Genomic DNA, 15339 nt, shown 5'->3' on the forward strand with positions numbered 1-15339 from the left:
GCTCAGACCCCCGCGTACGAGTGCAGACCCACCGTGACCAGGTTGATGAAGAACAGGTTGAAGACCATCGCGATGAACCCGACGACGTTGATCCAGGCGGCCTTCTTGTCGCGCCAGCCCGCGGTCGACCGGGCGTGCAGGTACGCGGCGTACACCACCCATGCGATGAACGACACCGTCTCCTTGGGGTCCCAGCCCCAGTACCGGCCCCACGCCTCCTCGGCCCAGATGGCGCCGAAGATGACACCGAACCCGAACACCGGGAAGGCGAAGATGGTGGTGCGGTAGGCGATACGGTCCAGCAGCTGCGCATCCGGCAGGCGTTGCAGCATCCGCCCGAAGCCGTTGTCCCGCTGGGCGAGCGGGGACATCTTCAGCAGGAACAGCACACTGGCCACACCGCCGACCAAGAAGACGCCCGAGCCGAGGCTGACCACCGAGACGTGGATCGGCAACCAGTAGGACTGCAGAGCGGGCATCACCGGCGCGGCATGGGTGTAGAGCCACTTGCCCGAGACGGTCAGCAGGACCAGCACCGGCGGCAGCACGAAGACCCACAGCCCGCGGTACTGCGGCCGGCGCAACACCACAGCGGCGGCGACCAAACCGGAGAAGCACGTCAGGTTGATGAACTCGTACATGTTGCCCCACGGCACCCGCGAGGTCGCCAGACCGCGCAGCACGATGCACGCCGCGAGCAGCGCGATACCGACGTAGGTCAACGCGACACCCGCGCGTCCGATGCGCTCATCGGCGGTGCGGGTCGGGGCATCGGTGACGATGCCGGGGGTGGCGCTGTCGGCACCCACGGCTGCGCCCACCAGTTCGCGGGCCTCGACCTTGCGGCCGCGCGAGTACGCCAGTTCGACGGCCAGCAGCAGCAGCGCCAGCACCAGGACCACCACCGACGAGGTGAAGGCCCAGTCCGAATACCTGGCCAGCTCGATATCGATGTCGGTGCTGTTCACGCGTGCTTACCTCCGTCTGTGAGCAGTCGGTCCGTCAACCGCTCGAACTCGTCGCCCCACCCGGAGTTGTCGGTGCGGGCCAGTCCCCCGAGTTCGACGCTCACGGTACCCGCAGGTGCGGGGGTGATCCGAACCCAGATGCGGCGGCGTCGCACCACCAGCGACACCACCAGACCGGCCATCATGGTCAGTGAGAACACCAGCACCCAGATCTGCGCGGGATCGTGGGACACCTGCAGATTGATGAACGGGACGGCTCCGTCGAAACGGACGGTGGTGCCGTCCTCGAGGCGTTTCTCCTCGCCCACGTTGAGGTTGACCCGGGCCTCCTTGTTGAGGCGGCCCTGCCCGATCAGCCGGGGATCCAGGTCGAAGATGGACTGCGGGCGCCCGGTGTCCAGGCCGGCGTCGCCGCGGTAGATGTCGATGGCCACCGCCGGCTTGTTCAGCGCCGGGAAGCTGGAGGACAGCAGGGTGCCCTGCAGGAATTCGGTCGGGGCGAACAGACCCTGGATCGCGATCTGTTGCTCGCGGCGCTCATCGGGATCGGGATAGGTGCCCGCCGGCGGATCGACCCGGATCACTCCGGAGGACAGCAGCGTCATCGGATCGTCGGGGCGCCACTGCATCGTGCTGGTGCGGGTCTGTCCGTCGGGGAAGGTGACGGTGAACGTCGGTGCGTATCCGTGGCCCTGCAGGTAGACCCGGTCCCCGCCGACGCGCAACGGGTGGTTGACCTCGAGGCGGTAGTCATTCCAGGTGTTGCTCTCCAGATCCGCGCCGGCCTGGTATTCGATGTTCGCGGCGAAGGTGACGGCCTGACCGCTGGGCAGGTAGTCGGCGTCGAAATCGTTGACCTTCACACAGATCGGGTACAGCGAGGTGCCGTCGACGGTGTTGCCGGCCCGGAACGAGTCGAAGGCGGCCGGGGATGCCGAACAGAACCCGGGTCCACCGTCGGCGATGACGATGACGTTGCCCTCGTAGCCGAACAGCTTGCCGGCGGCGATGGCCACCAGCAGGCCGAGCAGGGAGAAGTGGAAGACGATGTTGCCGAACTCGCGCAGATAGCCCTTCTCGGCCGAGATCTCGGTGACACCGTCGTCCACCCGCGTGGTGCGCCGCCAGCCCTTCAGCCGGTCGTCGATGGACGCGGCCAACTGCGCCGGCTCACCGGGTATCTCGGCCTCGTGGTGTTTGGGCAGCCGGGACAGGTTGCGCGGCGCGGGGACCGGCACCGCGCGCACGCTCTTGATGTGCTCGGCGAGCCGCGGGGTCAGGCAGCCGACCAGCGAGATGAACAGCAGCACGTAGATGGCGGTGAACCAGAAGCTGGAGAAGACGTCGAAGCCCTGCACCCGGTCCAGCCACGGGCCGATGGTCGGGTGTTGGGCCAGGTACTCGTCGACCTTGGCAGCGTTGAGGCTGCGCTGCGGCAGCAGGGCTCCGGGGATGGCGGCCAGCGCGAGCAGGAACAACAGCACCAGCGCGGTGCCCATGGAGGTCAGGGTGCGCCAGGTGTTGCGGATCAGCGCCCACACTTTCCGGAAGGCCCTCATATCGGCAGCCTCACATCCGACACGAACGCGTCGCGCACCCAGGCCACGAAATCACCCCAGAGTCCGGTCACCAGTGCGATGCCGACCGCGATCATCAGCACGCCACCGAAGATCTGGATACCGCGGGTGTGGGCGCGCAGCCAGCCCAGCCCGCGCACCGCCCGGGCCGACCCGAAGGCCAGCAACACAAACGGCAGACCCAGGCCCAGGCAGTAGGCGATCACCAGGGTGATGCCGCGGGCCACCGCCGATCCCTCGGTGGCCGAGGACACCGCGATCACCGCGGTCAGTGTCGGGCCCAGGCACGGCGTCCAGCCCAGCGCGAACACCGCACCCAGCAGCGGCGCCCCGGCCAGCGTCGAGAGTTGTCGCGGCGCGAATCGGGCCTCACGTTGCAGCAGCGGGATGAAGCCGATGAACACCAGACCCATCGCGATGGTGACCACGCCGCCGATGCGTTGCAGCAGTTCCTGATTGGTGATCAACGCCGTCGTCATGCCGAGGACCGCGACGCTGCCGAGTACGAACACCACGGTGAATCCCGCGACGAACAGGCCGGCCGCGCCGGCCACCCGGAAGCGGCTGTCCCCGCCGGAGATCGCGGCAAGGTAGGACAGGTAGCCGGGCACCAGCGGCACCACGCACGGTGAGGCGAAGGACACCAGCCCGGCCAGCATGCTCAGCCCGACCGCCAGCAACAGCGGTCCACCCGTGATCAGATCGGTCACTGTTCTGCAGCCAGCCGTTCGACCACCGGTTTCAGATCCGTGGCCAGTAGCTCGCGCAGGAACACCGCGGCCACCCGGTGCTGACGATCCAGCACCAGTGTGGAGGGGATGACGGTGGTCGGGTACTTGCCGCCGAACGCGATCATGGTGCGCATCGACGGGTCGTAGATCGACGGGAAGGTGACATTGCGGTCGGTGACGAAATCGACCGCGGCATCCCGGTTGTTGTCGCGCACATCGATTCCCAGGAACTGCACGCCCAGGTCCTTGGTCTGTTCGTGGACCCGCTGCAACTCACCGATCTCGGCGCGGCAGGGCCCACACCACTGTCCCCACACGTTGATGACCACGACCTTGCCCGCGAAATCCGAGAGCGCCAGCGTCCGCTCCGGGTCCATCAGGTCCGGGCCCGCCAATTTCCCTGGCACACCGCGAGATTCGGGCGGATCGTAAAAGATGTCGGTCTTGCCACCGGGCGCGACGAACTCGAAGGTGCCGCCCTGAGCGACGGCGTCGTCACCGGTACTGCACCCGGACACCACGACCGCCAGCGACATCGCCAGGGCGACAAACCACTTCACTAGATGCCCCAGGGCTCCGTGTAACCCCAGCGGACGAGGCGGTCATCGTCGAAGGTGAACGAGGTGATGGACGCCAGGTTGCACAACCGGCTGTGCGGGAGCGGTAGATGCGGCAGCTTGCGGCCCGTCATCGCCCGGCGCAGCGTCTCCACCGGCAGCTGATGGCTGACGCAGACCGCCTCGTGGCCGGCCGCCTTCTCCCGCGCGCGGTGCAGCGCGGCGATCATCCGCGGCGCGATGTCGTCATAGTGCTCACCCCAGGTCGGTTTGCGCGGGTTGCGCAGGCGCGGCCAGTTGCGCGGGTCGCGCAGGGCGCCGTCCCCGGGTGCCACGCGCTTGCCCTCGAAGTCGTTCCACGATTCGATCAGGTCGTCGTCGGTGTCGATGTCCAACCCGTGCACCGCGGCGATCGGCGCCGCGGTCTGCTGGGCGCGCTCCAGCGGGGAAGCCACCACATAGGTGATGTCCTTGGGCGCCAACCAATCCGCCGCGGACTGGGCCTGCAGCCGGCCGCGGTCGGACAGGTTGTAGCCGGGCAGCCGGCCGTAGAGCACCTTCTCCGGGTTGTGTACCTCGCCATGGCGCATGACATGGACCGTCGTACGTGTCGTCACCGCGTCGCCTCGGCGGCCGCGCGCGCCGCGTGCGGCAGGGCCGCGGCGATCCGGTCGAAGGCGTCATCGTCGAGGGCGGTCGAGACGAACCAGGTTTCGAAGGCGCTGCACGGCGGATAGATGCCGGCGTCCAGCAGCGCGTGGAAGAACGCGGGGTAGCGCCAGGTCTCGGTGGCCTTGGCGGTGGCGAAGTTCGTCGGCTCACTGTCGCCGAAGAAGACCGTCAGGAAGTTCCCGGCGCGCGATACCCGGTGCGCGACCGAGGCCTCGGTGAGGGCGCCGGTGATCAGCGCGCCGAGCCGGTCGGCGTTGGCATCGAGGGTGGCGTAGACGGTGTCGTCGGCGGCGCGCAGCGTGGCCAGACCGGCCGCCATGGCCACCGGGTTCCCCGACAGCGTGCCCGCCTGATACACCGGGCCGAGCGGGGCGAGCTTCTCCATCACCTCGGCGCGGCCACCGAACGCCGCAGCAGGCAGGCCGCCGCTCATCACCTTGCCGAAGGTGAACAGATCGGCGTCGACGGGATCCAGGCCGTACCAACCGGACCGGCTGACCCGGAATCCGGTCATCACCTCGTCCATGATCAGCAGGGCCTCGTGCTCGGCGGTGATCCGGCGCAGCGCCGCGTTGTAACCCGGCAGCGGCGCCACGGTGCCCATGTTGCCCGGGCTGGCCTCGGTGATGACACACGCGATCTGTTCGCCGTGCGTGGCGAACGCCTCCTCGACGGCGGCGACGTCGTTGTAGGGCAACACGATGGTGTCGGCGGCGGCGGCGCCGGTGACCCCGGGCGAGGACGGCAGGCCCAGGGTCGCCACACCGGATCCGGCGTCGGCGAGCAGCGCGTCGCTGTGACCGTGATAGCAGCCGGAGAACTTGATGATCTTGGGGCGCCCGGTGAATCCGCGCGCCAACCTGATGGCGCTCATGGTGGCCTCGGTACCCGAGTTGACGAAGCGGATGCGCTCGACGGGCGCGACGCGGTCGATGATCTCGCGGGCCAGTTCGGTCTCGGCCGGCGTCGGGGCGCCGAAGGACAGCCCGTCGGCGGCGACGCGCTGCACCGCCTCGACGACGCCCGGGTATGCGTGCCCGAGGATCATCGGTCCCCAGGAGCACACCAGGTCCACGTAGCGGTTGCCGTCGGCGTCGGTCAGCCAATAGCCGTTGGCCGAGGTGATGAAGCGCGGGGTCCCGCCGACGGCGCTGAAGGCCCGCACCGGCGAGTTCACCCCGCCGGGGATCACCGATGACGCGTCGGCGAACAACTTCGCGGAGGCCGAAACGGATGAACCGGTACTGCTCATGACCCCCAGTGTTCCAGTCAATGCCAACTCAGCAACTACAGGGTGTAGTGGAACAGATCCGCCGTAGACGTGGCAAATCCCACACTCCACTATCGCAAACTCCCATGTTCGGGCAAAATGCCTGATTTAGCGGATAATCATCCTGAATATGCGTCGTTAGGAAAATTCTTGTGACCGATCAGCTACCTGTGAGCCAGGCCGCGATCCGATATCCGTTCGGATTGCCGGAACAGGGCTGGCGCAAAGCGGTCAAGGTCAGCCTGGGGCGCACCCTGCTCACGCTGCGCCCGCGCTACGGCCGGCAGCTGCTCGATCAGGGCGATCCCGCAACCTTCACGCTGGCCGATCGGCTGATGCTGGCCGGCTGGACCAGCCGCGCCACGCCCGCCGACTGGCCGGCGCTCAGCGCCCTGCACCAGCGCTTCTGGGCTGGACCCGGTGGCGCGCGGTTCAGCGCAGACCCCGACATCGCCGAGCGTTTCCAGGAGTGGTTCCTGCGCGAGCACGCCCGCCCGTTGGAGTTCCTGCGCCGCGAGCTGAGTACCCGGTCCTGCCCCGCGCTCTGCGAGATCGGCAGCGGCAACGGCCTGGCCCTGGAGTACCTCAGCCGGCAACTCCCCGAGATCGGCCGCTTCGTCGGCGTCGACATCAACGCCGAGGCGACCCGCACCAACGCCCGCCGCTGGCAGCACGAGGACCGGCTGGGATTCGTCGCCGCCGACGCGGTGTCCTGGATCGACGCGAACACCGGCGCCGACTGGACGTACTTCTCCAATGCCGGCGTGCTGGAGTACCTGCCCGAGGAGAGGGTCACCGAGCTCTACCGGATCACCGCGCAGCGCGGCGGCTGGTGGCTGCTCACCGAACCGGTCTACACCGGCTACGACCTGAGCACCGAAACCCGCTCGCGTCCGCACGGCAACGAGTTCAGCTTCTGCCACAACCACCCGCACCTACTCACCCGGGCCGGCTGGGACGTCGTCGAGCAGTACGAGACCGAAGTGGCGGGCATGCGCTTCCTCACCATTTCTGCGCGAAAGGCTGCCGCGTGAGCACCATCCAGGATCTGTTCGCGCAGCAGGTCGCCCGCACCCCGGACGCCGAGGCGATCGCCCACCGCGACAGGTCGCTGACCTACGCCGAGTTCAACGCCCGGGCCAACGGGCTGGCGCACCGACTGATCGACGCCGGGCTGACGCCGGGCACCGGAGTGGCCTTCCTGTGCGACCGCACCCCGCTGTTGCCGATCGCGCTGATGGGCATCCTGAAGGCTCGCGGCTACTACATACCGCTGGACCCGACCTACCCCGCCGCCCGCATCGACGGGATCTTGGCCGACGCCCAACCGTTCGCACTGGTCACCGACCGTGACGCGGAGGGCCTGCGCGCCATGGGCATTCAAGCCGGCACCCGGGTGGTACAGCTGCGCGATGACGATGCCGGCCACGACACCAACCCACCGGCGGGCAGCGCCGATGACCTGGTGTACTCCATCTACACCTCTGGATCCACCGGAAAACCCAAGGGCACCCTGAACTTTCAGCGCGGCGCGGTCAACGTCAACCGCTGGATGATCGACGGTTTCGGCGTCGGCCCGCAGACCCGCGCACTGGTGGCGACCTCCATCGGCTTCGACATCACCAGCAAGGCGATCTGCTCACCACTGCTGGCCGGGGGCACCGTGGTGCTCTACGACTCCCCCGTCTACGACCCGCCGCGTATCCGCGCCGCCATCGTCGACTTCAGCGTCAACACCCTCAATCACACGCCGACCGGTCTGCTCGGCCTCATCGAGGACGGCAGTGCGGCGACCTACGCGCAGATGGCCGGCGTGCGACGGCTGCTGATCCTGGGCGAGGCGCTGCGCCTGGACCGGTTCCGAAACTGGCTGACCCACGCCGATACCCGGCCCGCGCTGTTCAACGGCTACGGGCCCACCGAGTGCGCCGACACCATCGCCGCCCACGAGGTCACCGACGCCGATATCAGCACCGGCGGTGACTGCCCGCTCGGTGACGCCCTGCCCAATATCGTGCTCACCGTCCGCGACCGTGACCTGCGCCTGGTCACCCACGGCGAAAAGGGCGAGCTGTGCGTGCAAGGTGTCTGCGTGGGCGCCGGGTACCGCAACCTGCCCGAGCAGACCGCGGCCGCGTTCGTCGCCGACCCGCTGGGCGGTGACACGCTCTACCGCACCGGCGATCTGGTCAGCCGGCGCGCCGACGGGGTGTTGCTCTATCACGGCCGGATGGACCACCAGGTCAAGATCCGCGGTCACCGGGTCGAACTCGGCGAGATCGAACAGGCCCTCAACCGCATCCCCGGTGTACTGGAGAGCGTGGTGACCGCGCCGTCCCGACCGGACGGGGAACGCTTCGTGGCGGCATACCTGCGCACCTCCTCCGAGGGTGCGCGGGACCGAACCGCACTCAATGCCGTACTGGCGCATGATCTTCCCGACTTCATGGTCCCGGCCAGCTACACCTTCATGGACACCTTCCCGGTCAACGCCAGCTTCAAGGTGGACCGCAAGGCGCTGCCCGCACCGGTGCTGGGGCGCCCCGCACTGGGCACCGCGTACCGGCCGCCGGCCGATGCGCTGGAACGCACGCTGACCGCCATCTGGGAAGACCTCCTCGGGTTCCCCGGCGCCGGTGCCGAGGACCCGTTCTTCGAACTGGGCGGCAACTCGCTGCTGGCCACCCGGCTGGTGACCCGGGTCAACGCCGAAGTCGGTGCGGCACTGACGATCACCGAGTTCTTCGAGAAGCCGACGATCGCCGGGGTGGCCGCCAGGCTGGCGCGGCCCGAACCGGCCGCCGCGCCCGTGCCGCGCGCCCCGCGGCACCGCCGCACAGGCGAACACATCGCGATCGTCGGCATGGCGGCCAGGGTGCCCGGTGCCGCCGACGTAGCGACGTTCTGGCGCAACCTGCTCGACGGGGTGGACTCGCTGGAAGTGCTGGAGTTCAACCCGGACCTGCCCGGGCAGGTGCCGGTCAGCGGCTGGGTCGCCGACTCGGAAACCTTCGACCACACCTTCTTCGGCTACACCCCGCACGAGGCCGAACGGATAGACCCGCAGCAGCGCCTGCTGCTGCAGACCGCGGTGGCCGCCTTCGAGGACGCCGGGCTGGCCACCGCCACCAGCACGCTGCGCGCCGGCATCTACGCCGGTGTGGCCGCCAACAGCTACCTCACCCGCAACGTGTTGCCGCACGATCAGACCGGCGATTACGGCCTGGGCTACGCACTGGTCGGCAATGACAAGGATTACGCCGCCACCCGCATCGCCTACAAGCTGGGACTGACCGGGCCCGCGATGAGCGTGCAGACGGCGTGCTCGTCCAGTGGCGCCGCGCTGCACCTGGCCTGTCAGGCGTTGCTGGCCGACGACTGCGATGTGGCGCTGGCCGGCGGCGCGTCGCTGCCCTGGCAGTACCGCCACGGGCACGAGCACATTCCCGGCGGGGCGCTCAGCGCCGACGGGCGGGTACGCGCGTTCGATGCCGATGCCAGCGGCATGGTGCTCACCGGCGGCGGCGCGTGTGTCGTGTTGCGGCGCCTCGACGACGCGATTGCCGACGGCCACACCATCCACGCCGTCATCCGCGCCACCGCCCTGAACAACGACGGCGGTGAGCGTGCCAGTTTCACCGCGCCCAGCATCGCCGGGCAGCGGGACGTGGTGCGTACCGCGCTGGACCGTTCCGGTATCAACGCCCGCAGCATCGGCGTGCTGGAGGCCCACGGCACCGGCACCCCGCTCGGCGACCCCATCGAGGTGGCCGCCATCACCCAGTCCTGGCGGGAGGACACCGAGGACACCGGGTTCTGTGCGATCGGCAGCGTGAAGACCAACATCGGGCACCTCGATGCCGCAGCGGCCATGACCGGCGCGATCAAGCTGGCCCTGATGCTGCGCCACGGCGAACGCCCGGCCACCCTGAACTTCGAGAAGCCCAACCCGGACTGCGCCTTCGAGTCCTCGCCGTTCTTCGTCAACGACACCCGCACCAGCTGGGCGCCCGACGGTCCGCGCCGAGGCGCGCTGTCCTCGTTCGGTTTCGGCGGCACCAATTTCCACGCCATCCTGGAGCAGGGCCCGGTCCAGGCGTCCACCCCGGCCCGCCGGGAGTGGCAGGTGCTGCGCCTGTCGGCGCGCAGCGCCGAGGCGCTGCAGACCCAGATCGACGACCTGGCCCGGGTGCTGACCGGCTCCGCGGATTCGCTCGCCGATATCGCTTACACACTCGATGTGGGCCGCAACCGGCACCAGTACCGGGCCGCGGTGGTGGCCCGGACCCACGGGCAGGCCGCCACCCGGCTCGCGGACCCGGAAAGCGTTGTCACCGGACGTGATCCGCAGGGGCGCCCGCACCTGGTGTTCGGTTTTCCCGGCCAGGGCGCCCAGCACACCGGGATGGGACGCCGGCTCTACGAGACCGAGAGCGTGTTCCGCAGCGCGGTCAACCAGTGCGCCGACATCCTGCTGCCAGCGCTGAACGTCGATCTGCGCGATGTGCTCTTCGACGCCGATTCCGCCGATGCACTGCGCGACACCCAGCTGGCCCAGCCGGCCATCTTCACCATCAGCTACGCCACCGCCAAGCTGTGGATGAGCTGGGGATTGAAGCCGCACACCATGATCGGGCACAGCGTCGGCGAGTTCGTGGCCGCCACCCTGGCCGGTGTGTTCGAGCTCGAGCATGCGCTGCTGATCCTCGCCGAACGCGCCCGGCTGATGCAGTCGATGCCGGCGGGCGGGATGCTCGCGGTGCGGCTGTCCGAACAGGACGCCGGCCGGTACGTGCGCGGGTCGGTCGCCGTTGCCGGTGTCAACTCGCCGAAGCTGACCGTGCTGTCCGGCCCGCATGGTGAACTCGACGAGGTACGGGCTCAACTGGAGTCCGCGGGGGTGCCCACCACCGCGCTGCACACCAGTCACGCCTTCCACTCACCGATGATGGATCCGATCGTCGATGCGTTCACCCGGGTGGTCGCGCAGTATCCGCGCACCGCGCCGTCGCTGCCGTTCTACTCCAGCCTGTCCGGGCTGCCGATCACCGACGAGCAGGCCCAGGACCCGAATTACTGGGCGCAGCAGTTACGTCACGCGGTGCGTTTCGCGCCTGCCCTGCGCCACGTCGCCGAACATCCCGGCGTCGTGTTGCTGGAATGCGGTCCCGGTCAGAACCTCACCACCAGTGCCCGCCAGTGCGGGGTCACCGCGGTGGCTTCACTCCCCCATGCCGGTGCCGCCGACGCCGACGATGCCGAGCACGTCGCCGCCGCGGTGGGCCGGCTGTTCCTGTGTGGGGTGGACACCGATGCCCGCCGGGTGCACGCCGGCGAGACCCGGCTCCGGGTCAGCCTGCCGACCTACCCGTTCGCCAAGACCCGACACTGGCTCACCCCGGCCGGAGCGCTGCCCGTCACCGCCGCCGCCCCGGCACCGGAAACAGAGGCACCTCAGCAAGACATCGAGGCCGACCCGGCGGACCGGATGACCACCTTCGTGCGGACATTGTTCGCCGAGGTGGCCGGTGTCGACATCGGCCCCGATGACGATCACCGCTCCTTCCTGGAGATGGGGTTCGATTCCCTGCTGCTGACCCAGATCACCACCCAGGTCAACCAGCGGCGCTCGGTCTCGCTGCGGTTTCGCCAACTGCTGGAGGAGTTCACCACCCCGGCCGGGCTGGCGGCGCACCTGCTGGAACTCGACGCCGGCGGCGCAGATCCGCAGAAGCCCAAGGTCTTCGGTGCGGGAGCCCGCATCAGCAAGACCGCCGACGAGTCGTTGACGCCGCGGCAGCGGGCCGCGCTCGACGATTTCGTCGCCCGCTACACCGCGCGGACCACGCGCAGCCGTGCCTACGCCGACGAGCATCGTCCGCACCTGGCGGATCCGCGTGCGGTGTCCGGGTTCCGGCCGTTGTGGAAGGACCTGGTCTACCCGATCGTGTCGGAGACCTCGAAGGGCCCGCGGTTCACCGATATCGACGGCAACGACTATGTCGACATCACCAACGGCTTCGGCTCGGTGTTCTTCGGCCATCGACCGGATTTCGTGGTGGACGCGGTGCAACGGCAGATCGAGCGCGACATCATCATCGGCCCGCAGAACCCCATCGCCGGTGAATGCGCCAAGCTGTTCGGGGAAATGACCGGCCATGAGCGGGTCGCCTTCTGCAACACCGGTTCCGAGGCGGTGCTGGCCGCGATCCGGCTGGCCCGCACCGTCACCGGGCGCAACCTCATCGTGCAGCACGAGGGTGACTACCACGGCATCACCGATGAGGTCCTGGTCCGCAGCACACCGAGCGGCCGGACCGTGCCCGCCGCGCCCGGCGTCCCGCCGGAGAGCGTGGCCAACACCATCGTCCTGGAATACGGCACCGCGGAATCGCTTGCGGTGCTGCGTGAACGGGCCCACGAGCTGGCGGCCGTGCTCATCGAACCCGTGCAGTCCCGCAAGCCCGATCTGCAGCCCGCCGACTATGTACGCGAGGTGCGCCGGATCTGCGATGAGAGCGGCACCGCACTGATCATGGACGAAGTGGTGTGCGGTTTCCGCGTGCACTGGGCAGGCGCCCAGGGTGTGTGGGGTGTGAAGGCCGATATCGGTTGCTACGGCAAAGTTTTCGGTGCCGGGCTGCCGGTCGGTGCACTGGCGGGCACCGCCCGGTTCATGGACGCCCTCGACGGTGGCAGCTGGCAGTTCGGGGACGACTCGATGCCCGAGGTGGGAGTCACCTACTTCGCGGGCACCTTCGTGCGCCACCCGCTCACGATGGCCGTCGTGCACGCCACCCTCAAGCACATGAAGGACAATCCGGGCCTACAGGACCGGGTCAATGCCACCGCCGCGGACATGGTGGACCGCCTCAACGCGCTGTTCCGTTCCGAGGGTGTGCCCATGCACATCGGCCGGTTCGGGTCGCTGATGAAGCCGGAGTGGACCCAGGAACTCGCCTTCGGCGAACTGTTCTACTACTTCCTGCGCGAAGCCGGGGTGAACGCCTGGGATGCCCGGCCGAACTATCTGACCACCGAGCACGGTCCGGCCGAGGTGCAGTTCATCGTCGATGCGTTCGCCTACGCCATCGCGCAGATGAAGCAGGGCGGCTTCTTCGACGATGTGACGCCGACGGCGGAACTGTTCGGCGCGACCGTCAGCGCGGACGGCACGACGATCACTTTGCCCAGCACCGAATCCCAGCGTGAGGTCTGGCTGGCCGCCCGCTTCGTCGGCAACAACAGCGTCGCCTACAACGAAGGTCTGAGCCTGGACCTGGCCGGGCGCCTCGACGAGCAGGCACTGCGGCACGGCCTGCAGACCCTGCTGGACCGGCATGAGTCGCTGCGCGCCCGGTTCTCCCGCGACGGCCGGTCCCTGGTGATCGACACGACCGTCGAACTCGACCTGCCGGTGCACGACCTGAGCGGACTCGACGAGGCGGCCCGGGCCGCCTCGCTGGCCCAGATCCACGACCACGAGATGAGCAGCCGCTTCGATCTGCGCAACGGGCCGCTGGTGCGGTTCCGGTTGGTGCGACTGGGCGCCGAGCACCACAAGCTGCTGTTCGTGACCCATCACGCGGTGTGCGACGGCTGGTCGGGTGCGGTCGCGCTGAGCGAGCTGGCCGCGCTGTATTCGGCACGGGTGGAGGGACGCGACGCGGCGTTGCCCGCCGCACCGCGATACGCCGACTACAGCGCCGTCGAGCATCACTTCCTGCAGTCCCGTACCGGCCGGCTGCACCAGGACTACTGGCTCAAGCAGCTGCGCGAGGTGCCTGCGCCACCGCAGATTCCGGGCGACCGGCCCGGCGGTGACGACAGTGACCTGTCCGCGGCCCGGGTGGACCTACCGCTGGATGCCGATCTGGTGAGCCGGTTGCGCACCGTGGGCAGCGCGCACGGCGCCAGCCTGGTGGCCACCATGCTGACCGGGTTCGCCGGTCTGCTGCAGCAGCGAACCGGGCAGGACGATCTGGTGATCGGGCTGGCCGCGGCCGGTCAGTCCTTCCACGATCAGGGCAGGCTGGTGGGGCACTGCGTGAACCTGCTGCCCCTGCGTCTGCAGATCGACGGCGCCGACAGCTTCACCGACGCCCTGCGGGGCACCCGAGGCGCCCTGCTGGACGCCTACGACCACCAGGGCGTCAGCGTGGGCACACTGACCGAGCAGCTCAACCTGACCCGGGTCGGCAACCGCCCGCCCCTGGTCAGCGTGGTGTTCAACATCGACGTGCGTGACGACGACATCCGGCATACCGGGCTGACCGTCGGCTACGAGACCCTGGTGCGGCAGGCCGAGACGTTCGAACTGTTCATCAACGTCGTCGACAGCGGGTCGGCCATGGTGTTGGAGGCGAGTTACCGCACCGCCCTGTACAGCGGGAGGCTGATCCGGAATCTGCTGGCGCAGTTCGAGAATCTGCTGCGCAATGTCTGCAGCAACCCCGCGGCGACCGTCGGAGAGCTCTAGAATCCACCGCATGCTCTTCGCCCGCCAACGTGCCGAGTTCAACCGTAAGTACGTCAACCCGGTGGTGGAGCCGCTGGCCGGGTATGTGCCGCTGTGGTCGGCCGTCGACCACGTCGGCCGCAAGTCCGGGAAGGACTACCGCACACCGGTGACGGCGTTCCCGACGACCGATGGGGTCGCGGTGCTGTTGCCCTACGGCACTGACACCGACTGGGTACGCAACCTGCAGGCCTCCGGGTCCGGGCGGGTGCAGATCGACGGTCGCAGCCTGCTCGTGGAGGAACCCCGGGTGGTGCCGCTGAGTGAGGCGCTGAGCGTCGTGAAGGGGCCGTGGCGACACGTATTGCGCATCGCCCCAATCGAATCCGCGTTGTTGCTCACGCGCTCCAGCTGAGCACCTCGCCGGTCGCCGCGGTCATCACGGTGCCGGGTTGCACGCGCAGCCGGTACGGCGCCAGCCGGAGGACGGCGAAGGCGGACGAGGTGGGCGAGTCCCAGCCCGGGATGATGGTCGGGTTGTAGCCCAGCGGTTCGGGGGCGTTGACGAACTTGTCCCACACCGTCTTTCGGGTGTCGTCATCGGTGTACCACTCGACGAGGCAGTCTGCGCTGCAGGTGTCGTGGTTGGGCGCCCAGTAATTGACCGACATGAACGGGTGCACGGCGAGGTGCTGCTGCTTGACCGGCGACGGTACGGTGGCCACCCAGCCGAACAGGTCGGTGCCGTCCCACTCCCAGATCGGGTGCAGAACTCTGCTGCGCGGCTTGCTGTCGGCGTCCACGGTGGCCACCGAGGCCCACACGATGGAATGGGCCATGTCCACGAAGGCGGGGGCGGTCTGTTCCAGCGGCGTCACCCGGTCAGCTTAATTCTTCGGGGTCTGGTCTTCTGTGGAGTCCTGGTCTTCTTCGGTGGAGTTCTCGTTGTATTTCGGGTTTCCGTCGTCGTCCAGCCAGTCGGTCACCGCGGTGCCCGATACCGTGCCATCGCTGCCGGGCAGCACGGACGTCGGACGGTTGTCCTCATAGGCCCCGATTTCTTCCGGCGTCGCCTTGGTGCCACGGTCAGGTTCAGTAGTCATGGC

At 68.6% G+C, this 15339-nt stretch carries 11 protein-coding genes; 3 read left to right on the forward strand and 8 right to left on the reverse strand.

What is annotated here, in order from left to right; translation table 11 throughout:
* Positions 1-2: 2 nt before the first annotated feature.
* From ccsB to hemL, 6 genes are read right to left on the reverse strand one after another with little or no spacing between them, the layout of a single operon-like run.
* Entirely contained in the window at positions 3-968 is a 966-nt protein-coding gene (ccsB, locus tag ASE48_RS26075; RefSeq protein ID WP_057170091.1) for a c-type cytochrome biogenesis protein CcsB, read from the reverse strand.
* Positions 965-2527 (reverse strand): cytochrome c biogenesis protein ResB, encoded by a 1563-nt coding sequence (resB, locus tag ASE48_RS26080; protein WP_057170092.1) that lies wholly within the window; start codon positions 2525-2527, stop codon positions 965-967. The genes ccsB and resB overlap by 4 nt, the downstream gene beginning before the upstream one ends.
* Entirely contained in the window at positions 2524-3255 is a 732-nt protein-coding gene (locus ASE48_RS26085) for a cytochrome c biogenesis CcdA family protein (RefSeq protein ID WP_442928766.1), read from the reverse strand. The genes resB and ASE48_RS26085 overlap by 4 nt, the downstream gene beginning before the upstream one ends.
* The gene (locus ASE48_RS26090; RefSeq protein WP_057170666.1) at positions 3252-3812 is read right to left on the reverse strand and encodes a TlpA disulfide reductase family protein; all 561 of its coding nucleotides are present in this window, start codon (positions 3810-3812) and stop codon (positions 3252-3254) included. Before ASE48_RS26090 ends, ASE48_RS26085 begins: the two co-directional genes overlap by 4 nt.
* A 23-nt stretch (positions 3813-3835) precedes the next feature.
* Positions 3836-4423, reverse strand: coding sequence for a histidine phosphatase family protein (locus ASE48_RS26095; RefSeq protein ID WP_057170093.1), 588 nt, complete (start codon positions 4421-4423; stop codon positions 3836-3838).
* Positions 4424-4446: 23 nt separating this feature from the next.
* Entirely contained in the window at positions 4447-5757 is a 1311-nt protein-coding gene (gene hemL / locus ASE48_RS26100) for a glutamate-1-semialdehyde 2,1-aminomutase (protein ID WP_057170094.1), read from the reverse strand.
* Positions 5758-5927: 170 nt separating this feature from the next.
* Here hemL and ASE48_RS32900 point away from each other — a divergent pair, with 170 nt between their 5' ends.
* From ASE48_RS32900 to ASE48_RS26115, 3 genes are read left to right on the forward strand one after another with little or no spacing between them, the layout of a single operon-like run.
* Positions 5928-6809 carry a methyltransferase domain-containing protein gene (locus ASE48_RS32900; protein ID WP_156409386.1) on the forward strand — a complete coding sequence of 294 codons (882 nt, stop codon included), beginning with the start codon at positions 5928-5930 and terminating at the stop codon, positions 6807-6809.
* Positions 6806-14254 (forward strand): non-ribosomal peptide synthetase/type I polyketide synthase, encoded by a 7449-nt coding sequence (locus ASE48_RS32340; RefSeq protein ID WP_162264273.1) that lies wholly within the window; start codon positions 6806-6808, stop codon positions 14252-14254. The genes ASE48_RS32900 and ASE48_RS32340 overlap by 4 nt, the downstream gene beginning before the upstream one ends.
* Before the next feature lie 10 nt (positions 14255-14264).
* A complete protein-coding gene (locus ASE48_RS26115) occupies positions 14265-14648 on the forward strand; it encodes a nitroreductase family deazaflavin-dependent oxidoreductase (RefSeq protein ID WP_057170096.1) in 384 nt (127 codons plus the stop codon).
* Here ASE48_RS26115 and ASE48_RS26120 read toward each other — a convergent pair.
* Both ASE48_RS26120 and ASE48_RS26125 read right to left on the reverse strand, forming a co-directional pair.
* Positions 14632-15111 (reverse strand): hypothetical protein, encoded by a 480-nt coding sequence (locus tag ASE48_RS26120; protein ID WP_057170097.1) that lies wholly within the window; start codon positions 15109-15111, stop codon positions 14632-14634. The genes ASE48_RS26115 and ASE48_RS26120 overlap by 17 nt on opposite strands.
* A gap of 9 nt (positions 15112-15120) precedes the next feature.
* Positions 15121-15336, reverse strand: a complete 216-nt coding sequence (locus ASE48_RS26125; protein ID WP_057170098.1) for a hypothetical protein — start codon at positions 15334-15336, stop codon at positions 15121-15123.
* Positions 15337-15339: the final 3 nt, after the last annotated feature.

Source organism: Mycobacterium sp. Root265, assembly GCF_001428895.1.
Lineage (GTDB): Bacteria > Actinomycetota > Actinomycetes > Mycobacteriales > Mycobacteriaceae > Mycobacterium.

Bases quoted from the DNA above. Each gene is read 5' to 3' on its own strand.
- ASE48_RS26090 (WP_057170666.1), bottom strand. From the start codon at position 3,812: ATGTCGCTGGCGGTCGTGGTGTCCGGGTGCAGTACCGGTGACGACGCC.
- resB (WP_057170092.1), bottom strand. From the start codon at position 2,527: ATGAGGGCCTTCCGGAAAGTGTGGGCGCTGATCCGCAACACCTGGCGC.
- ASE48_RS26125 (WP_057170098.1), bottom strand. From the start codon at position 15,336: ATGACTACTGAACCTGACCGTGGCACCAAGGCGACGCCGGAAGAAATC.
- ASE48_RS26095 (WP_057170093.1), bottom strand. From the start codon at position 4,423: ATGCGCCATGGCGAGGTACACAACCCGGAGAAGGTGCTCTACGGCCGG.
- hemL (WP_057170094.1), bottom strand. From the start codon at position 5,757: ATGAGCAGTACCGGTTCATCCGTTTCGGCCTCCGCGAAGTTGTTCGCC.
- ASE48_RS26115 (WP_057170096.1), top strand. From the start codon at position 14,265: ATGCTCTTCGCCCGCCAACGTGCCGAGTTCAACCGTAAGTACGTCAAC.